Consider the following 25,386-nt stretch of genomic DNA (forward strand, 5'->3'; position numbering starts at 1 on the left):
TTGGTTTCTTTAGTATATCAATATTGATTAATCTCCACATCTAATATTCAATCTTATTAATTATCTTTCGGCGAAAAAGGAAAATGACTTCCCTCCTTTTCCCGTGAATCTTATAAATAAATCCGTTATTTGAAATCAAAAAATATGAAAGAGGACTTTGAATATAAACTCGAGCAAATAAAAAATGTTTGGAATCAATTCATTTGGGAATATGATTTCTGCAAAAAAGAAATAAAATTTGATTTCGAAGCAAGAACTAATTATTTCGGAGATATATTCGGATATTTTCTTGACACTAACGTCATAATACTCCAATATTCTAATTCAGAATCAAATAGTATCCGGTTTTCAAATCAAATAAGTCTTTTACAAAGTATATATGTTCAACAAGATTTTATCGAAGAATTATTAAGACTTTTTAAATTAAGAATCAACAAAGGAGATTTAAAAAAAGATCCAAACTACACTATAAATAGAAATATTAGGAATGAATTGGTAGGACATCCAATTAGAAGAGAGAATGGAAATGGAGAACTAATTAGCTCATGTCTATTTGGTTACAATGGAGGAGATAGTAAAATAACTTATTTAAAATATCATAGAGAGAATAATTTCAAATTTGAATCTATGGAATTTTTGATTTCAGAAATAATTTCAAGACATAAAGAATTTCTTAACTATTATTTTGACAAAATATTAAATAAACTTAAACGGATTCTTTCAAAATTCATTAAAAAAATTGACACTTTAGAAAGTTTAATAGAAAATAAAAGTTTTAATGAAATATTAAATATTTCAGAAGTGTTTTTTGAATCAATATTTGAATCTGACTATATTTATGATAAAGATTCCTTATTAATAATATATTCAAAAAAAAATGATCATCTAAGATATCAAAACTTTATTGATCGATTTTATAGAGATCTAAAAACAGGATTGAAAGAAATCAAAGAGTATGTAAAGGAATTGTTCGAACCTCAATCTCCAAGAAGTAAAACTGAAGCTGAAAAAACTATTTTCAAAATAGAATTTGTTGAAGCATCAGAATTAAGTCCTGAAAAAATTGAATTACCTATTACATATCATTATGAACTTGGTAAATTAGCTATATAAAGAAATTCAATGGACTTTAATTTTTTCAGTGATTGTTTGAAACAAAAATGTTTAGATAATAAATTGGTTCTTGAAGAATTAAAACATATGAAATCGAATATTTTTAATAAAATTGAATACTACACAGCGCTAAGACTAATATATAAAGAGTTGAAAGAAGAATGAATAAAAAAGCCGATGTATACATAGCACTAAAAGAATGATATTGAAAAACGGATTAATAAGCATTCTAAATGCCATATTGGCAACTATTCTCTATCTCATAGGAATTGAACTTTTTGGTTCTTGGATTTTTTTAGCTAAAATACTTGGTATTGAGAACTATTACGAGTATTATCTTTTAATCCAAGGAACACTTCAGCTAATAAGTGTTTTGATTTTTATGTATTTCATTAGAAAGATGACTTTCAAAAATTTGATTGTGGATACTCAACTAAAATGGTATGTATTTGGGGTAATAATTGGAATTTCATTTGTCTTTATTCAAACACCTCTAAATTGGATTTACAATTTATTCTTTGAAACAGAATACCATATAGCTTATAGATTTGATGGTTTACCAAAATTTAAGAATATCAATATTATTCCTGTGATACTAATGATACCCATTGGAGAAGAATTGATTTTTAGAGAATATATCCAAAATTATTTACAGAAGACAACGAATGAAGTAATTGCAATTTTGTTTGCTTCTTTGATGTTTGCTTCAATTCATTCTCCTTATATGAATTTAATATTAGGATCATCAAATGAAAATTGGCATTTGTTCTATTTAACATTTTTTGGAGGCTTAATATCTGGAACTCTATACTTAAAATCTAAATCGATTGGTCCTTCTATCCTATTTCATGTTTTTTGGAATGTAATGGCTTGCATTGTTTAACATATAAAAACAAATGCTCCATTTAATTACAACTATATCAAAGCTTAGATACCATAGCTAAATTTAAATCTTATTAATTATCTTTTCCGCAGTAATTTAAATACTATGCAATAAATTATGAAATATCTTAAAATGAAAAACTATGTAGCTTTAATAATATCTATTTTGACTTTAACAAGTTGTTTTAAAAGGAACTATGAAAGTGAATTGATTAAATCACCTACTGGCAATTTTGAAATTAAAACAACCGTAAATAGAACTGATAAAAATGCAGACAATTACGCTGATGTAATTATTCATATTTTCGATATAAAAAGTAATAAGGTAACTCAATTGAATACTGGAGTTGGCGATTTTAGTAAATGGTCAGTCGGTTGGACTAAAATAGGAGATACAATCGTTCTTCAAAGCAGTGATATAGGAAATAAAGCATGGATTATTAGTAATAACAAACCTATTGAGATTAAAATGACAGATAATCTGAATAATCGAGCTGAATTTCTTAAATCAGAAAAATACGACTAAGAAACTCAACGGAAACTTAATCCTATTAGTTATCTTTCGGTGAAAAAGAAAAATGACTTCCCTCCTAGTCCTGTATAAACTATGTTCAAATATATTATAGAATAAGATGTAATGGCTATACCTAAAAAAGGATCAAGAAAAATAATTGTAAATAACGAGAAGTATAAATGGCTTATTCGAAAAAAGGGAACATATTCTCAAACGGTTTTTGGAAATGGTAAATTACATATTGCTATTGAATTAGAAGAGAACCCAGGAGCTAGCTTGTTCATTATTTCGGATCGTAATCATCCTAATGATATAGAAACAAAATCAGTAAATCCGATAAAACCATCTGACATTTCTAATTGGATATTGCAGGCTTATGATTTAGGATGGAATCCTTCAAATATGGGAAATCCCTTGCAAACTAGAATTATTAATGGTAAAATGGAATTAGTATAGAATATACATTATATGCCAAAATGTATAATTAATTCCCTCTGAGAACTCATTATTATTAATTATCTTTTCCGAAATACTGTAAATAGAATTTAACAAAACCAAGCTTAAAAAGAAATAAACAAAAAAGATAAAATGAACTTAAAAGAAAACAAAGAGATTAAAGAGATTTTGGAGAATGTAAAAATTGGAATGATTGATTACATTGAACCAGGAGAAACAGAATACACCGAATCTGATGTTGAAAAGTGTATATCTATAATGAACAATTTCCTTTCAGAAATATCCAATTCAGATTCACGCGAAATTGGAATGCAAAGTGTTAAAAAAGTGGTTATTGAATTAAATAAGCTAAATGAAGAATGTGAGTATGAAATAATAGAAACAGACCAAAGAGAACAACTAGCTGAAATAATAATTATAGCTGGTAGTCTTAAAGGTTATAACAATAAAAATGAGGATATCACTGAACAATGGAGAGATTGGTAGAATACATCATATAATTAATGTATTAAGTTAAAATTATGGAAATGAAAAAAGTCTTATTCTTAATAGTACTATTAATTGGTATTAACTCTTGGACTCAAAAACTAACTTGTGATGACTTTAAGATTGGAACATTCTATATTCCAACTACAGAAGAAATTAATAAATATAGAATTGAAGCAAATGATAGTATTGCGGAAATGATTCAAAAACGCGACTTATCCATCAAAAAATGGATTGTCGTTCGAGATAAAAACACTCAAATTGAATGGACTAATGGAATAGGAAATGGAAAACCAGAATATGAAATAATTGAATGGTTAGATGACTGTACGTATCGATTAACTTATGACGCTACAAAATCGAAATTAAATGATGAAAAGAAATGGGTTAATGACAATAATGGAATTGTTGTTACAAAAACAAAAATTGAAAATAACTGTATGTCTTATAGAGCAACAATGACTACCAAAGATGGGCAAAAAATTTCTCAAAACGGGATCATATGTAAGTAATAAAATAAGATTCGGTAATTTCATTTTTTCCAAACTTTCTAACTTAGCAATGAAAAAGTTAACAATAATTCTTACGCTACTTTTATTAGGGAATATTTTTGAACTGAATAGTCAAAATATTCATTTCAAAAGATTAAAGAATCCTAAAAATCTCAAACAAAAGGATTCTTTGATTATTGATTTAAAAAAAGGAGGTGCTTTTCATAATGTCTGGCAAAGATTAGTAATCATAAGAGAAAAAGAAAAACTACAATTAATTAAAATTGATAATGTTACTGAGCTTGTTTTAAAGTATGATAAAACATCAGTTTTATCAAATTCAGAAGAGAATTGGCTTAAAAATAATTTTAATAAAGTTTTTAAATCTGATAATAAAACAAGAATAAGTAACGAAGAATATATCTCTATTATTAATAAAATCAGTGATTTAATTTTAACTTATAAAGATTGTAAAACCAATATAACCGGTAAGTATTCGAAAATTACTATTTCAATGAATAATATTAAAGAAGTTTTTGACTTTAACTGTGAAATACATGCTAACTTATAAAAACCTGTAAACTCTAATAACAAAACTCGATCTTATTACATATCTTTCACTAACAATGGAAAGACTACATTAATCACTATTTAAAACATTTCATGAAAAAGACAATTACTTTAATTTTACTAGGTATGCTATCATTAGGCTTATTTAGCTTCATAAAGAAAGATAAAAAGAAAACTACCAATTCAAGTTCGGTAATTCTAGGGATGGTTCTTTTAGAAGATCCTAACTCATTTGACTTGAAAAAAACTATAAATGAATTACGAACGAAATGGAAATTAAAAGTTGATGAGAGTGAATCTGATGATAAAGCTGCCGTATTATTAATAAATGATTACAGAATTGTAATAGCAAATATTGCCGCTCCTATTCCAGGAAAAGAAGTTGAAAACGCCGCAGAATTCAATTATTTCTGGAAAAATGGAGCTCAGGAAGCATCTAAACATAAAGGTCATATTGTTGTTTCAATTATGAATGCAGGCAAAAATCCTGTACAAGAAAATGTATTATACAGTAAAATAGCTTCAGCAGTTATGAACAACAGTTCATCATTAGGTATTTATATTGGAGGAAGAACTTTAGTTCTGAAAAAAGATTTTTACCTCGCAAATGTGGAAATGATGACGGAAGAAGATCTTCCTTTATACAATTGGATTTACTTTGGAATAAAGCAATTAAACGGAAAACAATCTGTTTACACCTATGGCCTATCTGATTTTGGAAAAATGGAAATGGAGATTATAGATTCAAATAAATCCATTCAAGAAATCAATGAAATGATGTTTAACATTACTCACTATGTAATTGCTTATAATGTGACGTTAAGAGACGGTGAAACTATTGGTTTATCTGCAGAACAAAAACTAAAAATATCGGAATCAAAAGGTAAGTTTTTAGGAGGAAACACATTAAAAATTAAGTTTTAAAAGTCTTTTATAAATTCTCAAAATGAGAACGACTTCATGATAACTTTCACTCAAAAACTCTATGAAAACAATTTTACTACAAAAAGACGAGTATTCTATTTCTAATGATCAATCTCAATTAGATATTGATGCTATTCATAATTTTTTATCAACTAAAGCATATTGGTCTTTAAACATTCCTAAGGAAAAAGTAGAAGTTTCTATTAAGAATTCACTTTGTTTCGGACTGTATAAGAATAGTAAACAAATAGGATTTGCAAGAGTAATCTCAGATTTCTCAACAATAGCTTACTTAGGAGATGTTTACATATTAGAAGAACACCGTGGAAAAGGTCTTTCAAAATGGTTAATGGAAACTATTATGAGTTTTCCTGAACTTCAAGGATTACGCAGATGGATTTTACTCACAGGTGATGCTCATGAACTATATAGAAAATACGGTTGGACAGACTTAGCGGATTCAACAAACTGGATGGAATTACATAATAAGAATGTGTATTCTCATTAAGTAACACAACATTACTTTCGAATTAAAGGATAAATCTATAATTCAAACTTATTAATTATCTTTCGTTAAAATAGAAAAAGGTTTTCTTCTTCTTTTAAATAAAACTCTTAAATACATTGATCAAAAATTGGATGATCTGATATATAATATGAAAAAAAGAATCAACTTATTAACCACTATTATTGTAATTTTTTTAGCTCAACATCTATTTGCTCAAAAAAATCAATCCCTTACTTTTAAGGACATCAGACAATGGAGAACACATTCAACTACTTTATCTGATAACGGAAAATGGTATACAACAAACTACAAATTATTAGACAAGTCCGAATTCATTAAAGACTCTATCATTGAAAAAAAAGTAAAATTGTCTTATGGAGAAGACAATCAAACAGATATTCTTTATGTTTTCAATACAGAAACTGGATTGAAATATCAAATTCCATATGCCAATAATCCTGTTTTTTCTTATTCTTCGGAATGGATTGCTTATCAGATTAAACCGGAGTCGAAAAAAAAGAAGAATAATAAAAAAGTCCAGACGAAAAATTATATCGAACTGAAACATCTAGAATCAGGTTTTTCTATCAAATATGAATCTAACGCTAGTTATCAATTTTTAGAACATAAAAATTACTTTATTACTTCTGACAAAAACAGTTTATTAATTTATGATTTGGAGAAACGAATAGAGCATTATGTAGGAAACATTGGAGAGTATATTATTGATGAAAAATCAGATTATGTTGCATATACAATTGCTTCTGATGATAAACGAGGTAATGGTGTATATGTATATTCTTTAGAAAAAAAGACAACACGGGCATTACAAACTGGTAATTCTTTATTCAGTAATCTTTCTTGGAATAAGGATAAAACTTCTATTGCATTTTACAGATATAAAAATGTGGATAATGAGGTCGATTATTCTAATATAAATCTCGTTACAGTTAATCAAGTAAATAATTCAGGGAGTAACATAATTGAGTATTGTTCAAAGGATATAAAAGGCTTTAAGAATAATTTTAGCTTTGCCATTAAAAAAGGGACAAACTCGAATAAAATAACATGGAGTAATGATGGGGAAAGATTCTTTGTGAAAATTAAGAAATACGTTAAAAAGAAAAAGCAAAAAAAAGGTAAAACCAAAGTAGAAAAAAAATCAACTGTTCAAGTTTGGCATAGTAAAGATAAAAAACTACTATCTGAACGAATGATGGAATATGATAAAAAGGCAGATCAAACATTTGACGCTATTTTTTTTCGAAAGTCTAATACAATTACTCAACTAACCGATGATAATATTCAGGAATTAAATTATAGTAAGGGAACTGACCAATGGGCAGTTGGTTTAGATAATCAAAAATACATTTCAGATTGGGATGTTAAAAAACATGATTTATATAGCATCAATCTTAAAACTGGAGAAAAAAAACTAATACATAAGAAGCTCAGTAGATCTTATACTAGTCCTAATTATGAAATATCACCTGATGGGAAAAAGCTGTTACTCTGGGACGGTAGTCACTTTTGGGTTTATGATTTTAATACTAACGTAAAGGTTAATATAACGAAAGAACTTAACATTTCTTTTATAAATAAAGATTATGATCAATTTGGTTATGTTCCTAGCTATGGATTTGTAGGTTGGGTTAAAAATAAGAATACAATAGTAGTAAATCATAAGTATGATTTATGGGAACTGCCTTTAGACAAATTATCAACAGCCAAGAATCTTACAGGATCGGTTGCTAAAAACACTTCAATTCGCTACAGACTTGAAAATTATAATTTCAAAGAGGAATCAAATATTGAAGATCGCTATATTGACCTTTCTTCGCCTATTTATCTATATGCATTTAACCCTCAAACAAAGTATTCGGGTTATTATAATTTGAATAATAATCAACTAACAAAACTAATTTTTGAGCCTTCAAATTTTTCTCAGACTTGGAGAAGGAATGATATTATCAAAAGTAAAAGTTCTAATACTATAATTTATACTAAAGGAGATTATCAAAATTATCCAGAATCATATTTAAGTTCATCTGATTTTAAAAAATCAAAGAAAATAACAAATACAAACCCTCAACAAAAACTTTTTAATTGGGGTAAACGAATATTAATTGATTATACGAATGAAGATGGCATTCCTCTACAAGCCACTCTAAGTATACCAGAAAATTATAAAAAAGGAAAGAAGCTCCCTATGATTGTTTGGTCATATGAAAAAGTTTCCGATAGATTATATCATTATTCAACACCCTATATAAGTGGTGCTAATACAACCGAAATGCTTTATGTATCTAATGGATATCTATATTTAAAACCTGATATTCATTTTAATGTTGGAACTCCACACTCTGATATGCATGAATGTATAAATGCTGCAATTGAAAAAGTTATAGAACTAGGATATGTAGATGATAAAAGAATTGGTTATGAAGGATTTAGTTTTGGTGGGCATTGTGGAATGTATATTTCTACACAAAAAAATAAATTTGCCGCTATTGCTGCTGGTGCTGGTGTTAGTAATCTCGTACAAGGATTCAATATAGATATTGTCTGGAATGGTAGTAACGAACAAGATTATTATATGACTGGTCAAGGTCGTTTAGGAACAGACCCTACATCTAATACAGAAATGTATCTTAGAGAATCTGCTGTTTTTCAAGCGCAGAACATGAATACACCTCTCATGTTATTTCATGGGACAGCGGATAATGTAGTGCAATGGGAGCATTCATTTGGGTTTTACAGTATATTGCGATTTTTGAAAAAGCCTGTGGTTTTTCTTTCATACAAAGGAGAAGGACATGGACTAAGGAAAGAAGAAAATAGATTGGATATTCAAAGAAGGTTAAAAGAGTATTTTGATCACTATTTAAAAGGAGAGAAACCGAAAAAATGGATGATTGAAGAGTTACCATATATACCCAAAAAAGAGGTTTTAAAAAATAAAAAGGATAAAAAAACTCTTCCAAAATGGAAATAATTGATAAAGAGGTTTCATTAATGTTAAGAAAAACAAGTAGCACAAGATACTATGTAAAACCAATTAATAAACCCCAATGAAACTATCGTTTAATATTGTTTTAGCAATACTTATAATATCTATTTCCTGTTCTCAGAAAGAACAAAAACTAGATAAAACAGAAGAACGATTTACTTCAGAGCTTTTGGAATTAAAGGAATATTTTAAAATTCCTGGTCTTGCTGTCTCTATTGAAGAAAACGGACAACCGATTTATAAAAAACACTTTGGAGTATCTGATATAAAAACGTAACAAAACTTGAAGCTTCTACCCTATTTCCAATTGCTTCAATCACTAAGGTTTATTCTGCTATATTGATAATGAAATTAGTAGAACAAGGAAAACTTTCATTGGATGATTCTATTAATACATACTTATCGAAATCAATATTAAATGATTCCATAAAAGTAAAACATGTCTTATCGCATACTTCTCAGGGAAACATTGGAAAGGAATTCTACTATAGTTCACGATTTGGATTATTAACTAAAGTAATTGAACAAGCTTCGGGTACTTCTTTTGCGGAATTAATGAAAAAAGAAATCTTCCTTCCATTACAACTTAAGAACACTTTTTTATTAAAAGATTCAACTCAAATTGAAAGAATTGCCAAACCATATATGTTAGATAATGATGTAGCAAATGGATTTATAGATTATGGATATTCTTCTTCAGCCGGTATAGTTTCTAATCTGGATGATTTATCTGTTTTTAATAATGCTTTAGACAAGAACACCATTATAACTAAAGAATCAAAAAATCTCATGTTTTCATCTTTTGAGAAAGCTTTACCGTACGGATATGGGATTTTTAATCAACAATTTGAAAACTTAGATATTGTTTGGGCATACGGACAATATGATTGCTATTCAAGTTTATTAGTGAAAATTCCAGCTCAAAATATCTCTCTTACCATTTTAGCCAATAATAACCTTTTAAGCGATCCTGCTCGTTTAATTTATGGAGATGTTACTACTTCCCTATTTGCAATGAGTTTTTTAAAAAACTATATCTTCAAACTTGATAAAATGAACTTATTTGAAAAACCAGATTCTATCTCACGGAATCAAAATTCTCATAAAACCTTTTATTATAAAAAACTATTGGCTCAAGCTTTAGCGGAATCTTACATGGCTAGGTTTGATGCGAAAAAAATACAATCGAGTGCACAACTTTTAAAATCTGTTTTTTATGAAAATCCCGATTATTTGGAATATGCAGATTTAACCTTGCTTCATAATCTTACATTTTTAAAAGACGTGGCATTTTATAGGGAACTTGATGAATTCAATGATTTTGATATCCAAATTCAAAACATTGGAAAAATGCTTCTTGAAAAAGAACCTCATAATCCTTATGCCAATTTATATTTGGGGACCTTCTATGCTAGAAAAGGAAACAAGGAATTAGCAAAATACTATTTTGAGCGTATTGTTAATGCTAGGAATTTTTCTAAAAATTGGTATACAAATGAAGCTCAACAATGGTTAAATGAGAATTAATTATTCAAAATCTATAATCTTATTTTTAGATTTCTTTCGTTAATTAGCTCTAACCAACCAAGATTAAGATAAAATGGATTCTATACATAGAATTGTTAAAAAAGCTCAAGACGATTTATTTCCTGAATTAGAAGCTAAAATTCGAGCCGAACTCTACAAAAAAGATAAAGATTGGCTTATAGATCAGATAATTTATTTAACCTGCGAGAGACATAGCTTACATGAGCAAAGAGATAAATTTAATGCTTTAAAAAAACGATTGCATCGTATCAAAGCAAAGAATTTCAACACTAAAATGTTATTTGACTTTATTGATAATTATAAAAATATAGATAGAGTTTATTTAGAAGAATCTGGTTTCCTTATACATCCATCACATTTAGGCCTAAATAGCATTGAATCCTTTCAACGAACAACTCTCGGAGAGAAATTACTCGAAGAAGCGAAAGATGTACTCTACATAGCTCTATATGGAGATTCGACAATAAATATTGATCTAAAACGTGAGCGTGAAGAAATTCTAACGATCATTTTACCGGAAAATAAAGTAGATACTTTTTCTTTTTTAAAAGCAATGACGGAAACTAAAGTTTCTGGAACTTGGAATGATCCTGAAGGCATATCAAATGATGATCAAGTAAGTAACATTGCTTTACAAATAGAGTTTAGTGATGATCACAAAGGAACTATAGGTGTTGCTATTTTTGTTGCTTTGAATCTTATAAATTTATTAGAAGTGAATGAGCAAATCTTATATTCTAGATTAGAAAAATTAGAAAGAAGTTCATTAGAGCCTCAATAAAATTAAAATTTAGGAACTCCTCCACTATTCGTATAACTTTAATTATTTTTCTTACTCAAGAGATATCAATATATTTATTCAATTAAATATTAGATCCAAAACAACTATGAATTTTAGTGAATTTTGCATTCAAGAATATGACAAATTTTATGATGAGCAAATCGAATTTTATTCTCAATATAACTTAGACTCGTACTCACATTGGTTCTATGATCAAGAGAGTGAACTATTGAGAATATATAATAATGATAACGATGAAATCTATTTCGAATATATACCAATTGGTTCGTATTCTTTAAAGTCGAATACTTGGTTATGGAGTTGGGCAAATGAACATTCAATTGAAAAAAATAAAACAAAAACATTAGTAATTAAGGAACTTGGAGAGAAAAATTCTTATTCACAATTAAACGATGGACTTTTTGAATGTGATAAAGAAGAATGTTGGGACTTCGCTGCTATTACTAAAAATTATATACAATCATTAGGTGTTTATTGTGTTAATTCTAATGATTTATTGAGCTTTAAATTAGTTATTAAAGTACATGGAAATAAAAACTCTAAGGAAGTTGTTAAATTAAAGCAAAGAACTGTTGATTGCGGTATTCATGGAAAACGAAGACCTGCTTTTGTTTGTCAACACTTAAATTTAACGGAACGAAAGGGATTCCATGAATCATTTGATACATTTAGAGGAATGGATTTAGACAATGATGATGACTTTGGCGCATGGTGTAATGAATGTGAACTAGTTAGAGACAAAGAAGAAGAATGGAATGATGTTTCAGAATCGTATGCAGAGATACAACTAGTATGTGAAGAATGTTATTTTGAGTTAAAAGAATTTAATCAATAAGAACAGGAAATATAACAATATTGAAATTAATATTTTTGTGGAAAAATCAAATTACAAACTATGAAAGCATCCGTATCTTTTAACGAACCAAAGAAACTCTATGTAATCTTTACAATTTTTCTGATTATAGGTCTATACTTAATGATTTTTGTATCCTTTCAACAAAGTTTTATGAGTCCTTATGTTTTATTCGCTTTTAGTTTTTTTATTTTCTATTTCGGACTGAAAGGTATTTATAAAACTTACCAATACACAAAAAATAAAAAGAAATAACATAAAGGTTCAAAACGTAATTCTATCTAGTTACTTAGAATACCTTTATAATAAATTACTATTTAAGAAAAAGTATGAAACAAATAATTTCAATCTCAATAATAATTTCTATTCTTATTGTTCTATTATCTTGTCAAAATAATATAGAAAATGAAGTTTTAGTTTTACCTGTAGAACGTATTATTTATAATAATCCTGCTCCAATTCCTACCATGAATGGAACAATTTCTTTTTTACCTGGTGCGAATACGCCAGAAGATGCAACCTACAGAATGTATTTTGATTCCTCAGAAGATCCTCAAACAGTTTTTGATTTAGCAATTCCAGAAAAAAAATACACTAATTTAAATATTAACCATACTTATTATTGGAGAGTTGAGACCATAAGTAGTAATGGACAAGTTTTGGCCAGTTCACCAATTTGGAGTTTTACAACAAGTAATACTTTTATAATAAGAACTCAGGAAGATATTGAACTTTTAGGAAGTAATAATTACACTAAAATAATGGGAACTCTTATTATTGGAGATTTTGTTGGAATTAATCAGATATTACCAGAATCTACTAATATTAAAAATTTAGCGCCTTTAATCAAATTAAAAGAGGTTATTAAATTAGTAGTGAATAATAATGATTTACTTGAAAACTTAGATGGAATTTCAAATCTTGAAATTATTCATGACGATTTATTTATTGGAGTCGGTCAAAATTCTGAAGGAGGAAATTCTCAATTAAAGGATATTAGTGCACTGTCTAAAGTTAATTCAATTGGTGGAAGTCTAATTATATACAATAATAACGAATTAACTAATTTAAACGGTTTAGAATCTATATTGACAATAAATAATGATTTAATAATTGAAAATAATTCAAAACTGAAGGATTTATGTGCTTTGACTACATTATTTAAAAATTCTGAACCCTCAGGACTTTATCAGGTAGTTAATAATGGCTATAACCCATCTAAAATGGATTTGATGAATGAAAATTGCACTGAGTAATCATTAACAGTTTTAAAAATTACTTTCGGAAATAGCATATATAAAATGAACTTTAAATTTGTTATTGGACTTTTCTTATTAATGGGTTTATCAGGATGTGATAAAACTGAACAATCCAAATATCTATTCTTTCTTCATAACCGATTTTTAGAAACTCATGAATTGAATGATATTCATCCCGAATATGGTAGAACACAGTACAAAGAAATCTTATCTAAGTTTCAAAATGCAGGATTCAACGTTATCAGTGAAAAAAGAAAAGGTAATGTAAATGCTAGAGCCTACGCCCGTCTAATAGTTAATAAAATAGATATCTTGATGCAATCTGGAATCCAAGCTCAAAATATAACTGTAGTTGGAACATCTAAAGGTGGATATATTGCCCAATATGTATCTACGTTAGCTAATAATCCAAATCTTAATTTTGTTTTTGTCGCTAGTTTTCAAGAATCAGATATTGAAAATATTCCAGAAATAAATTATTGTGGAAATATTCTTACCATTTATGAGAAATCTGATCCATTTGGTGTTTCTGCCATCAAACGAAAAAATAGTTCAACTTGTAACATCCAAAATTTCAAAGAAATACGGTTAAATACAGGATTAAGACACGGTTTTTTATTTCAACCTTTACAAGAATGGATTCAACCAACCATTGAATGGGCAAATGGTAATTATGATATGAAATAAATAATCTCTGTATCCTTGTTTTCCCATTTTTACATTAATTATTCTCTTTTTAATATAAGTCTACACATTTGATTATAAGATTTTTGACCAAAATTTAAATCATAATACCGGTGCAACAATAACTGGTTTTGATAATGGTCATAAATTCTAATTAAATAATCAACATGAGAGCATATTTCATATTTTTTTCAGCACTATTATTTATTTTGATTTCATGCAAAAGTGAAAGTAAATCCTTGAATAGAACCGATATAATTAATACTGTTTCAGAAGTAAATACTTCGGGATCTGGATATAGAGAATTAGAAGGTAAGTTTATTGAATATGAATATGTAGATTTTGGAAGTTTTCGATTAGCTATTTATGATAATAGAATTAAATGGCGAGGTTATGGAGGCTATTTTGATGGAATAACTTCTGAAGTAGAACCTCAAATTTCAAAAATTTCTGAGCACATTTACTTCTTGTCATGGGTTTTCGGAGATAGTGGCGGAGACAATGTTGTTGTAAACTTTAAAACTAAAAAAGTATATGCCCATCTTCGCAGTGGTAATGCTAGTGAAAATAGTCCTTCTGATTTTGAAATGATTCACGGAACCGTTAAATGTGGTCCTTCAATTCATTGCGAGTTTCCTGAAGGAAAACCAATATCTATGCTTCGAATGATTTTAAAATTGAATAGTAATACTAAAAAGTATGAATTACCTACAATTTTTGAGTCTAAAAAACCTCTAATAGAAGAGCATTTAACTGCTAGAAAAGAACTTTCTGGAAAAACCTTTATCTACGACAGTGAAGAAGGTCTAACTTCAATAAAAGTTGATGAGAATATTACCTGGGTAAGTTTAAACAATAAAGAAGCTAAACAATATCAAACAAATATTACCAAAATTTCTGATGGGATTTACTTTCTTTCCTGGTTAGGAAATTCTCAATTTGGAGAACATATTGTTCTAAACACAAATACAATGAAAGTATTTGATCATTTAACCAATGTAAAATTACATGAGGAAAGAATTTATAAGCTAAATGATAATTCCAATTAGTAAGAACGAAGATTTACTCTAGGTTAAAAAATTAGTTCACTTATAAATTAAACCATTGTTTAATTAAAAAGTCTAAGTAGTTAAATCAACTAAATACCCCTTACATGAAAAACTTAATTTTCGGTTTCTCAACTATTCTCTTTTTAACATCATGCTGTTCTGAAGAAAATAGTTATGAACCTGTTATTCCAACCGATTCTTTTGCCGAATTGAATTTACCTGACCAACCTTTCAATTATGAAAATCAAAGTATTCCTTCCTATATTTCTAAAGACAATACATTAGGCTCTAACCCAATTACTAATGCGGGTGCTACGTTAGGTAGAGTATTATTCTACGATACAAAATTATCCGTAGATAATTCTATTTCTTGTGCTTCTTGTCATATTCAAGAGCATGCGTTCTCTGATTTAGAGAATGTAAGCAAAGGAATTAATGATAATCTTACTCCAAAACATTCTATGCGATTAGTCAATATTCGATTTAGCAATGACGGACGAGTTAGATGGGATAAATCAGCGAACACTATTGAAGATCAAATGACACTTCCTATAAAGGATGAAAAAGAAATGGGCTTTAGTGGAGAAAATGGTATGCCTAGTTTTGATGATTTGATTATAAAAATGAAAGCAACCGAATATTATTCAAGTTTATTTATTAGTGCATTTGGAGATGATACTATTACCGAAGATAGAATTCAAAAAGCATTAGCTCAATTTGTAAGAAGTATCCAATCTTTCGATTCTAAATATGATATTGGTAGAGCTCAGGTAAACGATGATTTAACTGATTTTCCAAATTTTACGGATGATGAAAATGCTGGTAAGCGTTTGTTTATTCAAGACTTTGAATGGGTTGAAGATTCTCATACTGTAACTGATGTTCCTGGAGATCCAGGAGGAACTTTTAATGTTGCAAAACGAACAGTAGGAGGATTCAATTGTGCTACTTGCCATCAACCTCCAGAATTTAATATTGATCCGAATTCTTTGAATAACGCTTTTGTAAGACCCGCTTCGAATAATCCAAATGCACCGTCAGACATTCATAATACAAGGTCTCCATCACTAAGAGATTTGATAAAAGCAGATAAAGAAAGTTTGAATGGAGGAATGTTTCATTCTGGTCAAGCTCATTTTTTACAAGATATATTCGGACATTATGAATTTAGAAGGTTAGACGAAGCGGATAATCCAAATCTTGATCCTAGATTAAGACGAGTTAGTCCAAGTACGGGAGAAAATATTGCTCTCTTAATGAATTCCACGGTTCAAGAAAGACAACAAATTAATGCATTTCTATCTACATTAACAGGAAGTGATGTGTATACGAATGAAAAATGGTCAGATCCATTCATAAAAAATTAAACCCAAATCAAATAATACTAGAGTGATGATTGAAAAATTATCACTCTACTCTATTCTTTCCACTTTATTTAAATCAAAAAATATACATTAACACATTAAATTAAAAAACAAAAAAAAGCACCATATTGATATGGTACTTTTTAAATTCAAAATAGTGGGATTTTTACTTTGTAATTACTTAATTAACACCTTTTTTATAATAGAATTTCCTTCTAAGTTAGTTATCCTTAAAAAATATGTACCATTCGAAATTTGCTTAACATCAAGCTCTGCTGATTTATCATTATAAGCTACTACCCTACCATGGATATCATATAAAGTTAGCTCAAGCTCTGATTGGTTTTTTGCTATTACCTTTATGATTTGATTAGCTGGGTTTGGATATATTTTTAAATCTTTTTCATTCTCATCATCAGTAGATAAATTATTGAAATAATATCCTATTATAAAGTCAATTTGATCAGAGATTTGTTTCGCAATGTTCTCTGTATCATAATTTGCTAATGTCCAATCAAAACGATCATGATGAACAGGATCTACTGTTGGTTTAATTAAATCATACCATGTTTGAAAAGCGTTTTTATCCGCAGGTATTATAGATTTATAATAATTTAGTCTATCAAGAATCTCAGTACTTTCAGTATAAGAATCCAAATTATCCTTTAGTGATTGTGAAGGTATATATCCCCAAAAATGCAATAAAGGTGTTATGTTTATATCTAAAGCTTCTGTACAAGTTTTGATATAATCTTCACTACTAATATTAGGAATATCTTCTGCCAACCAATTTGCACTTTTAAATCTGTTGTAATACACTTCATTTATCTTTCCTAATTTATCCCAACCAAAAAGCATAGCTATATCAACAAACTTCATTCCTCCTCTAATTTGATATCGTTTTTCATCACAAACATCATTAGGCATTGTAGGATCACATCCCATCGGATTATTAGTTCTAAAATTTTGACTAATCATCCAATTTATTGCCGCCATATCTCTAGTATGCATTTCATTCTCTAAATACTGTGTAACAGTATCAATAGGAAGTCCTAAACCAACATTATATGCGGGTAATCCAACTAATTGTACTGTAGTTTCAATTTCCCCTGGAGGAGTTGGAAAATTCATATTATGTCCAAATTCGTGAACAAGAACACCGTTAGAAGCAGTTTGAATATAGTTTGTTTCAAGCACTCGTAATGGATTTTCACCTGAATCGCTATAATTACCAAAAGGAGCATCTGAAAAACTTAAAATCATTGGATAACCCGCTCCTATCGCACCAAAAGGTAATCTCCTATCAATTAATAAATATTCAGATCTTGTTTTCTTCAAAGGTCTACCTCCAGCAATTTGAACTGCTTCCCACATTTCATCCCATTTATTCATAGCTCCAGAAATATCATGAGATCCTATCATTCCTTTAGGTAAAGTAAATAGCATCATTTCTGATTCAATATCTATCCAAGAAGTATAGTTGTTTGCTAAATCTGTTTGAAAAGAAGAAATAGATAATTCATGCCCGCTTATACTTCTATAAAATGGAGATTTTATGGCGTTACTTATTGTAATATCTAACCATCCCAAGTTAGTTCCATCTGGGACTAAAATGTATATAGCACCTCCAAAAGGATTTGCAACTTTAACCTGACTTTGAGTTACATCAAACTCTTTTGATATTCTAGGAAAACGATTAGTTTCACCTAGTTTAGCTGTTAGATCAAAAGCGTGTGATCCAACTTGAATACTTAAACCACTATTTATAGCCTGACTTGGTACATTTATCTCGATTATTTCTCCAGGAGCTGCATAGTAACCCGTTGGTCTAATTGCAGTATCTCCTCCTCTTTGGTAACCTCTATCGGTAATGTATGTTCCATTTATTTCTACAACTTGACTTACGAGCCTAGGAGCACTATTATCAATAGATCCTGGAAAAACATCTGCGGCCTCAAATTTAATTCCTGAAACATTATCTATGTTTCCTAAAACAAATTCATTGTCATGAATATCTTGTTGAAGATAAAAAGTAATTCTTGATTCATTTGATAAATCTGAAATGTTCACTAAACTTCCACTTTGGAAAAGTGGTGCATAATTATCTTCATAAGCTTTTAAATAAGCATCAATAGAAGTTTTAGCAGAAGCGTAATTATTTGAATAGTTTAATAAAATATCTATGGTGTATAAATCTTTTTGAGATTGTGTTAGAGTAACGGTACCTAAAATACTCTTGGTCATTTCATCAATAGCATTTGTAAGTGTACTCACAGAACTCGCTTTTTTAGGAGCATATATATTTAAGTTATCAAATTTAACTGTACTCGAAAATGTACTCGGAAATGCCGCAACTGCAGTTTCTAATTCAAACCTCCATCCAACATAAGGATGAAGTGTACTTAATTCACTTTTTACATAATCTAAGTCAAATTTTGGATCAAAGTTTTGGACAGTAAAACTATCATTGACTCTGATTGTCCAAGTTCTACTTACAAAATCAATAATAAGATTAACTTTTACCCACTCACCCTCTGTAAGTTGACCAACTGGAGAAGAGTATGCAAAATCTGCACCTTGTGTACCTTGTCTTCCATCAGCATATAAAAATATGAGCTTGATATTTGTTCCATCAAACTCTGTGTATAAATTAAATCCTGCGCTTGTTTCAGAATCACTAACCTTATAATTAAAAATAGGTTTTCTTGCATCTCCTGTACCCGCTTCAGTGACGTTAAAATCTAATTCAACTTGAAAAGAATTCTCATTAAGTATTGATTGTCCTAAAGTATTAGGAAGACTTAATCCTTCATTTGGCTTTAGACTTAATGCTTTTCCATTTAATCCAGAAGTGAATAACGTAGAATTTATTGTGGTTTCAACTCCATCTAATAGATAGCTTCCATCAAAACTACCAACTTGATCATTTATATCATCTTCAAAGGTAAATTGAGAAATTTGAGCATTAGAAACTGCAATAAAAAATATAGAAAGAAATAAGAAGTATACACTTTTGAGTCGTGTAGAAATTTTAAAATAATTTTGCTTCATATGTTTGGGATTATTATTGGGATAAATATCAAATAATTAGATTTTTAATATTTACTTCGAAACAAAATTAATAAAATTCTACTCTATTCTTTCCACTTTATTAATTGGAATTGGTAAATCAACTCCCTCTTGAATAAATCGTTTATGAACTGCTTCTTTTAGCGCACATTTTCCTCTAAATTCTTGAAAGGGTTCATTCATCCAAACATAAGCTCTTATGTGAATATAGCTTTCATGAATGTCAATAACTCTAACATCAATCGTAGAAACATCCGTTTCCATCACCATTGGTAGTTTTATGGCTTCTTCTTGAATTATAGCTCTTGCCAAATCTATATCTGCCCGTAAACCAATTTTAAAATTGTTAAAGCTTAATACATTAGAGTCTTGAATGGTATGATTTAATACAGAATCTGTACTAATGACAGAATTCGGTATAATTAGTCGTTTATTCTCGAAGTTATTAATTACCGTATGACGCAATGTAATGTCCTCTACAATACCAACTCTTGTATCATCTAATTTTATATAATCACCAACACGAAATGGCTTAAAAATAACGATGAAGGCTCCTGCAATTAAATTCGATAATGCCGCTTGAGCAGCGAAACCGATAATAGCAGCAATAATACCGGCTCCAGAGAAGATTAAAGTAGCTTTACTTCGTAATGAAGGAATTGACATTACAATGAATACTAATGCAAATATTCCAACAAAAAACTTTACGGAATTCCTTAAGAACTGAATACTGGTTCTACCAAAACGATCCGTTTGCTTTGAATTGATAATTAATACAATCACATACCGAATACATCTTGATAATAGCCACGCAACGAAAAGAACTAAAGCGATATATGCAATTATTCCAAACGGATTATTTAAATCAAACTGATATGAAATGATTTTATCCAATTCTTCCTTGTTTTTCAATCGCATTAGCTCTTAAATATAAGTACAACGGAAATGTAAAAGCAACTGCGATTATAAAAGTTAATGGTATTAAAACCCACCAATATTTGATTTTTAGTTTAATTGCATCAGGAATATAAAAAGCAAAAAAGGTAATTACAACAACTAATAAATCAGCACTGAGTGATTTACCAGCAAAATTCACTTTAGCATCTGCGAAAAAATTAGCAAAAGATGGATCAACTGCATGCTGAAAATACTGGATATTATAATACCAAGTATAACATATACCTAAAACGGCCAATGCCAAATATAGATGCTTTAATTTCATTTAAAACAATGCTGTTTGATTTTCATCATCGTCGCTAGCTTCTTTCTTTCTTTTAATTGCTGCTCGTAAGGCTTTATTTGCCTTGGTCTCTTTGAACTTATCAGACTCGTCTTCTGTATTATTCATTAATTCCTCATCGTTAACTTCTATATCCTCAACCTTCTCTTCCTCAGGTTCTTCATATGGAAGCGACTCTAATAAATTAACGGTTCTAATTTTAGCTTGAGTTAGCTGATTTCCAATTGCTTTTATTCCTTTAACTGATATAAACTCTTCAAAGTTGACTTCCATTTTTGGTAGACTACGTTTTGAGAATGTAATTTCAGCTACTGGACGATAATCTGTTGCTACAATTTGTAACTGTGATTTTTCATGATCTGTAATGAACACTTCTTCTTTATCTGCACTTTCTAGTAAGAAACGTTTAACGAAATAGCGTTCTTTATGTCCGTCATAATAAATTGCAGAGATAGGTTTATTTGGTTTCCATTTCTCTAATACAATCATATTATTATCAAAATGCATTGCTAAATCTGGTGTAACAGCCTTTGCTTTTCCAGATTGTGAAATCACTAAGATTTTATCTTCAGCTCTAAATTCACCAAGTAACTCTCCCCTTTCATCAACATTTAAACGCTGAACCGTATCATCAAACCAGATTTTTCGAGGCTTTAATGTAGAAACTCCGGCTTCTTTAAACTCAACCTTTTTTACGCTATGTTTTGTTACTAAATTTCCACGTACTCCTCTACCTTTTATAGCTAAATCAGCGAAATCTAAATCCCACTTCAATTTCTTAATGCTACCAACTGCTCTAAGTAAAATCGTAACTACTTCTGCTTCACCATTCGGATTTGCCGAGAAATATAAAATTTTAGAACCTTTACTTTTGTTTGTTAGGTCATACTCCTTATCACGAGTAACTGACGTTACATTAAAACGTTTCATATAGCTCGGACCACGAGTACCATCTTTATAAATTAAGTTATAAACGGTTCTTTTGTCTTTTTTCTTGAATACGGCAATGTGAATAATCCCTTTACCAACAAAGGTTTTACTCCCTACTTTGGTAACCAGCATTGTTCCATCTTCTCTAAACACTATGATATCATCAATATCAGAACAATCCGATACAAACTCATCTTTACGTAATGAAGTTCCGATAAATCCTTCTTCTCTATTCACGTATAACTTCGCGTTTCGCATAACTACTTTTGTAGCTACAATGTCATCGAAGATTCTGATTTCAGTTTTACGTTCTTTTCCTTTACCGTATTTAGATTTTAATTCTTTAAAATAATCAATAGCAAACTCAATTAAATGATCTAAATGATGCTTAACATCTGCTATTTTCTCTTCTAAACTCTCAATGAATTGCTTCGCCTTGTCAATATCGAATTTTGAAATTTTCTTAATTCGAATTTCTGTAAGTCTTACAATGTCTTCCTCCGTTACGGCTCTTTTTAAATGTTTTGTATGAGGCTTTAAACCTAAATCGATGGCTTCAATAACACCTTCCCAAGTTTCTTGTTCCTCGATATCTCGATAAATTCTGTTTTCAATGAAAATACGCTCTAAAGAAGAAAAATGCCATTGTTCTTCTAATTCATTTAATTGAATCTCTAATTCACGTTTCAGCAACTCAACTGTAAAATCAGTAGATTTCTTTAATACTTCAGAAACTCCAATAAAAATTGGTTTATTATCTTCAATAATACACGATAAAGGAGATATTGAGCTTTCACAGCTAGTAAAAGCATACAAAGCATCAATCATCTTATCAGGAGATGTATTTGGCGGTAAATGCACTAAAATTTCAACATTCGCTGCGGTATTATCTTCGATTTTTTTAATCTTGATTTTACCTTTATCATTTGCCTTTAAAATACTATCGATTAACGAAGAAGTAGTTGTTCCATAAGGTACTTCAGTAATTACTAAAGTCTTTTTATCTAATTGAGAAATCTTTGCTCTTACACGAACTTTTCCTCCTCGTTTTCCATCATTATAATTAGAAACATCTGCAATTCCTCCTGTAAGGAAATCAGGAACTAAGGTAAAACTTCTTCCCTTCAAGTATTTAATTGAAGCGTCAATTAACTCATTAAAATTATGAGGTAAGATTTTAGTAGATAAACCAACGGCAATACCTTCAGCTCCCTGTGCTAATAGTAAAGGAAACTTAACGGGTAAGTTTACGGGTTCATTCTTTCTTCCATCATAAGATAATTGCCATTCTGTAGTTTTGGGATTGAAAACAACATCTAAAGCAAACTTAGATAAACGTGCTTCAATATAACGCGAGGCTGCAGCTCTATCTCCAGTTAAGATATTACCCCAGTTTCCCTGCATATCAATAAGTAACTCTTTTTGTCCCATTTGAACCATTGCATCTGCAATAGAAGCATCACCATGCGGGTGATACTGCATGGTATGACCAACAATATTTGCTACTTTATTGTATCGTCCATCATCTAAATCTTTCATAGAATGCATAATTCTGCGTTGTACAGGTTTAAAACCGTCTTCAATAGATGGAACAGCACGTTCTAAAATTACATACGAAGCATAATCTAAAAACCAATCCTTATACATACCCGTAACCTTAGTTATGGATTCTGTATTTTCAGCTTGATTTTCGTTTGTTAACTCCTCGTCGTGTTCGTAATTATTGTTTTCTTCGCTCATGTATTATAAACGTTTAACCGTTTTGAGTTTATTTATTGTTTCACTTGACTAATATACTTAATCTCCTCCACATCCGCCACAAGAACTGCAACTACTACAGCTACTGCAAGAACTACATGAACTGCAGCTACTGCATGAACTACAACTACTGCACGAACTCCAGGTAGAATCAAACCAACTTGTTTCCTTTTTTTTGGGTCCGTATCCACTAGCTATAATTAAAGCTGTTAAAGCTCCAGCTAATACTACATTTTGATTTAACAAAATTCCATCTAAATATTGATCTGTATCTACATGCGTATCTATCGCAGATAAAAACTTTCTTTTATATAAAACTTTATACCTGTCCATTAAATACACATAGAATATAACCAAAGAAAGAACTATGAATATCATTAATATTAATACTGGTTTATCTCTCAGTGTTCCTAGTATGAATCTTGAAAAAAGAAAGGAATAAAGCAAAAAAAGAATGAATGATATGATTATTTTATGTTCAATAATGGCTTTTGAATTCATTATTTTATTTTGAATCATTTCACCAGTATCTAAAAACCTTGTCAAAAAAGGCTTATTACTTGCTTCATTTAATACAACTCTTAAATCATTCTTAGAATTCTCTTTTACATAATTTAAAATAGAGTTCTCTACAACATCTTCGCTTTTCTTGGTGCTATTTACTTTTTTTAAGTTTGTACTATCTCTCTTAGTTTCAATTAATTTATTTTCAAATAAGTTATTCAACTTATATAGAGCCAATTGTTCGGTATTTCTAGTTGCTATAACTATTGATTCTTCTGGCTTTAATTTTCGAATATATTCGTTATCATAAACTAGACTGCTATACGCATTATTAAATCCTTCTCTAGTAAAGTACTCAATGAATACAATACTAAAAATCAACCCCATTATAGCAATCTGAATAAATTCAGGGTTCCCTATTTTTAACAAAATTGGTTTCCAAAGAAAAAATGTTGGTATTAATAATAGTACACCTACCAAAATCAATTGACTATTCGATAGGTTCCAATTTTTACTTGCTTGTTGAAGTTTTATTGAATCTTCAAAAGATTTAACCGACCAAATAATTGCATTTTGCTTATCGAAATACTTCTCATATTTTTCTTTAGTAAAATTTACTGCATTCTTAAGTACTTCCCTTTCTCCTACCTTCCCTGTAGAAGGAATATGATTAATAGATTTTCCTAATAACTCGCAAAATGATTTATAAGAATGTGAAAACGTAAGATGCTGATGCCAAACTATATCTATAATATGAGATGGAGATACCATAGATTTAGATATAGCTGCTAAAAACATGAATTTCTTATACTCTAAAATAGCATCTTCTGTAAATTGTATTGTCCATTTATTCTCATGTGATAGTTTTATAGAAAAACCATAATCTTCTTTGGGAGAATCTAATTTAAATGCTTTAACTTTTTTCCAAAGTTCCTTTTCCTCTTTATTCAATATTTAAACTATTTCTTTTTAATACCTCTTTTAATGAATTCCATAGCGATTAACATTAACACCATTGAAAATATTCCGAAATACGGTGAAATGTTATTCTTAAAAGACAAATCTTTATAATCGATCATAACAATCCAAAAAATTAAAATGATAATAAATATGATGGATAATGCTCTAAATACTTTTGCTATACTTTTCATTAATTAAAAGCTTTTATTCCTTAATTCTGCTCCTCTTTATTCATTTTTCTTAATGTTATCAACATTGCTAATGCATTTAAAGACATTGACAAGACTCCTAGATATTTTGATAGATTTATCTTTAAATCAGTTAAATTATCTAAATCTATTAAGAATAGATTTATCAAAACTAAAGCTAATGAAGCTATCAGCACAATTTTAATGAATTTCTTACTTGGCAT

At 29.2% G+C, this 25,386-nt stretch carries 24 protein-coding genes and 1 pseudogene; 18 read left to right on the top strand and 7 right to left on the bottom strand.

Annotated features, from left to right (window positions below):
* Nucleotides 1-144 precede the first annotated feature (144 nt).
* The 18 genes and pseudogenes from ABNT61_RS03355 (at nt 145) to ABNT61_RS03440 (ending at nt 16,516) form a co-directional block, all read left to right on the top strand.
* Entirely contained in the window at nt 145-1,113 is a 969-nt protein-coding gene (locus ABNT61_RS03355; protein WP_348744858.1) for a hypothetical protein, read from the top strand.
* 205 nt (nt 1,114-1,318) lie between these two features.
* Nucleotides 1,319-1,996, top strand: coding sequence for a type II CAAX endopeptidase family protein (locus ABNT61_RS03360; protein ID WP_348744859.1), 678 nt, complete (start codon nt 1,319-1,321; stop codon nt 1,994-1,996).
* 132 nt (nt 1,997-2,128) lie between these two features.
* Nucleotides 2,129-2,521, top strand: coding sequence for a hypothetical protein (locus tag ABNT61_RS03365; protein ID WP_348744860.1), 393 nt, complete (start codon nt 2,129-2,131; stop codon nt 2,519-2,521).
* A 111-nt stretch (nt 2,522-2,632) separates the two neighbouring features.
* Nucleotides 2,633-2,965 carry a hypothetical protein gene (locus ABNT61_RS03370; RefSeq protein WP_348744861.1) on the top strand — a complete coding sequence of 111 codons (333 nt, stop codon included), beginning with the start codon at nt 2,633-2,635 and terminating at the stop codon, nt 2,963-2,965.
* A gap of 132 nt (nt 2,966-3,097) precedes the next feature.
* The gene (locus tag ABNT61_RS03375) at nt 3,098-3,451 is read left to right on the top strand and encodes a hypothetical protein (protein WP_348744862.1); all 354 of its coding nucleotides are present in this window, start codon (nt 3,098-3,100) and stop codon (nt 3,449-3,451) included.
* A gap of 41 nt (nt 3,452-3,492) precedes the next feature.
* Nucleotides 3,493-3,963: a hypothetical protein gene (locus ABNT61_RS03380; protein WP_348744863.1), complete on the top strand. Its 471-nt coding sequence runs from the start codon at nt 3,493-3,495 to the stop codon at nt 3,961-3,963.
* Between the two features lie 49 nt (nt 3,964-4,012).
* Nucleotides 4,013-4,513 (top strand): hypothetical protein, encoded by a 501-nt coding sequence (locus ABNT61_RS03385; RefSeq protein WP_348744864.1) that lies wholly within the window; start codon nt 4,013-4,015, stop codon nt 4,511-4,513.
* A gap of 92 nt (nt 4,514-4,605) precedes the next feature.
* Nucleotides 4,606-5,436, top strand: a complete 831-nt coding sequence (locus tag ABNT61_RS03390) for a DUF4261 domain-containing protein (RefSeq protein WP_348744865.1) — start codon at nt 4,606-4,608, stop codon at nt 5,434-5,436.
* A gap of 61 nt (nt 5,437-5,497) precedes the next feature.
* A complete protein-coding gene (locus ABNT61_RS03395) occupies nt 5,498-5,944 on the top strand; it encodes a GNAT family N-acetyltransferase (protein WP_348744866.1) in 447 nt (148 codons plus the stop codon).
* 148 nt (nt 5,945-6,092) lie between these two features.
* Nucleotides 6,093-8,939 (top strand): alpha/beta hydrolase family protein, encoded by a 2,847-nt coding sequence (locus tag ABNT61_RS03400; protein ID WP_348744867.1) that lies wholly within the window; start codon nt 6,093-6,095, stop codon nt 8,937-8,939.
* 76 nt (nt 8,940-9,015) lie between these two features.
* The gene (locus ABNT61_RS03405; RefSeq protein ID WP_348744868.1) at nt 9,016-9,231 is read left to right on the top strand and encodes a hypothetical protein; all 216 of its coding nucleotides are present in this window, start codon (nt 9,016-9,018) and stop codon (nt 9,229-9,231) included.
* Nucleotides 9,232-9,245: 14 nt separating this feature from the next.
* A pseudogene (locus ABNT61_RS03410) lies at nt 9,246-10,481 on the top strand (serine hydrolase); the annotation flags it as partial.
* A 73-nt stretch (nt 10,482-10,554) separates the two neighbouring features.
* Nucleotides 10,555-11,283, top strand: coding sequence for a hypothetical protein (locus ABNT61_RS03415; RefSeq protein ID WP_348744869.1), 729 nt, complete (start codon nt 10,555-10,557; stop codon nt 11,281-11,283).
* Nucleotides 11,284-11,389: 106 nt separating this feature from the next.
* Nucleotides 11,390-12,139 (top strand): DUF6882 domain-containing protein, encoded by a 750-nt coding sequence (locus tag ABNT61_RS03420; RefSeq protein ID WP_348744870.1) that lies wholly within the window; start codon nt 11,390-11,392, stop codon nt 12,137-12,139.
* A 347-nt stretch (nt 12,140-12,486) separates the two neighbouring features.
* Complete coding sequence (locus ABNT61_RS03425; protein WP_348744871.1) at nt 12,487-13,413, top strand: hypothetical protein; 927 nt, start codon at nt 12,487-12,489, stop codon at nt 13,411-13,413.
* A gap of 45 nt (nt 13,414-13,458) precedes the next feature.
* Nucleotides 13,459-14,103, top strand: a complete 645-nt coding sequence (locus tag ABNT61_RS03430) for an alpha/beta hydrolase (protein ID WP_412766929.1) — start codon at nt 13,459-13,461, stop codon at nt 14,101-14,103.
* A gap of 236 nt (nt 14,104-14,339) precedes the next feature.
* Nucleotides 14,340-15,149: a hypothetical protein gene (locus ABNT61_RS03435; RefSeq protein WP_348744872.1), complete on the top strand. Its 810-nt coding sequence runs from the start codon at nt 14,340-14,342 to the stop codon at nt 15,147-15,149.
* Nucleotides 15,150-15,253: 104 nt separating this feature from the next.
* Entirely contained in the window at nt 15,254-16,516 is a 1,263-nt protein-coding gene (locus tag ABNT61_RS03440; protein WP_348744873.1) for a cytochrome-c peroxidase, read from the top strand.
* Between the two features lie 174 nt (nt 16,517-16,690).
* On the opposite strand, the gene ABNT61_RS03445 is transcribed toward ABNT61_RS03440, so the two are convergent.
* The 7 genes from ABNT61_RS03445 to ABNT61_RS03475 all read right to left on the bottom strand — a co-directional run bounded on the left by ABNT61_RS03445 (nt 16,691) and on the right by ABNT61_RS03475 (nt 25,386).
* Entirely contained in the window at nt 16,691-19,564 is a 2,874-nt protein-coding gene (locus tag ABNT61_RS03445; protein WP_348744874.1) for a M60 family peptidase N-terminal accessory domain-containing protein, read from the bottom strand.
* 78 nt (nt 19,565-19,642) lie between these two features.
* Nucleotides 19,643-20,494 (bottom strand): mechanosensitive ion channel family protein, encoded by an 852-nt coding sequence (locus tag ABNT61_RS03450; RefSeq protein ID WP_348744875.1) that lies wholly within the window; start codon nt 20,492-20,494, stop codon nt 19,643-19,645.
* Nucleotides 20,469-20,804, bottom strand: coding sequence for a DUF2834 domain-containing protein (locus ABNT61_RS03455; protein ID WP_348712119.1), 336 nt, complete (start codon nt 20,802-20,804; stop codon nt 20,469-20,471). The genes ABNT61_RS03450 and ABNT61_RS03455 overlap by 26 nt, the downstream gene beginning before the upstream one ends.
* Nucleotides 20,805-23,492 (bottom strand): DNA gyrase/topoisomerase IV subunit A, encoded by a 2,688-nt coding sequence (locus tag ABNT61_RS03460; protein ID WP_348744876.1) that lies wholly within the window; start codon nt 23,490-23,492, stop codon nt 20,805-20,807. It lies immediately after the preceding gene.
* Between the two features lie 57 nt (nt 23,493-23,549).
* Nucleotides 23,550-24,965 carry a hypothetical protein gene (locus ABNT61_RS03465; protein ID WP_348744877.1) on the bottom strand — a complete coding sequence of 472 codons (1,416 nt, stop codon included), beginning with the start codon at nt 24,963-24,965 and terminating at the stop codon, nt 23,550-23,552.
* An 8-nt stretch (nt 24,966-24,973) separates the two neighbouring features.
* Nucleotides 24,974-25,165: a hypothetical protein gene (locus ABNT61_RS03470; RefSeq protein ID WP_348712125.1), complete on the bottom strand. Its 192-nt coding sequence runs from the start codon at nt 25,163-25,165 to the stop codon at nt 24,974-24,976.
* 20 nt (nt 25,166-25,185) lie between these two features.
* Complete coding sequence (locus ABNT61_RS03475; RefSeq protein WP_348712127.1) at nt 25,186-25,386, bottom strand: hypothetical protein; 201 nt, start codon at nt 25,384-25,386, stop codon at nt 25,186-25,188.

It is taken from the genome of Tenacibaculum sp. 190524A05c (assembly GCF_964036595.1).
In the GTDB taxonomy this organism is placed as follows: domain Bacteria; phylum Bacteroidota; class Bacteroidia; order Flavobacteriales; family Flavobacteriaceae; genus Polaribacter; species Polaribacter platacis.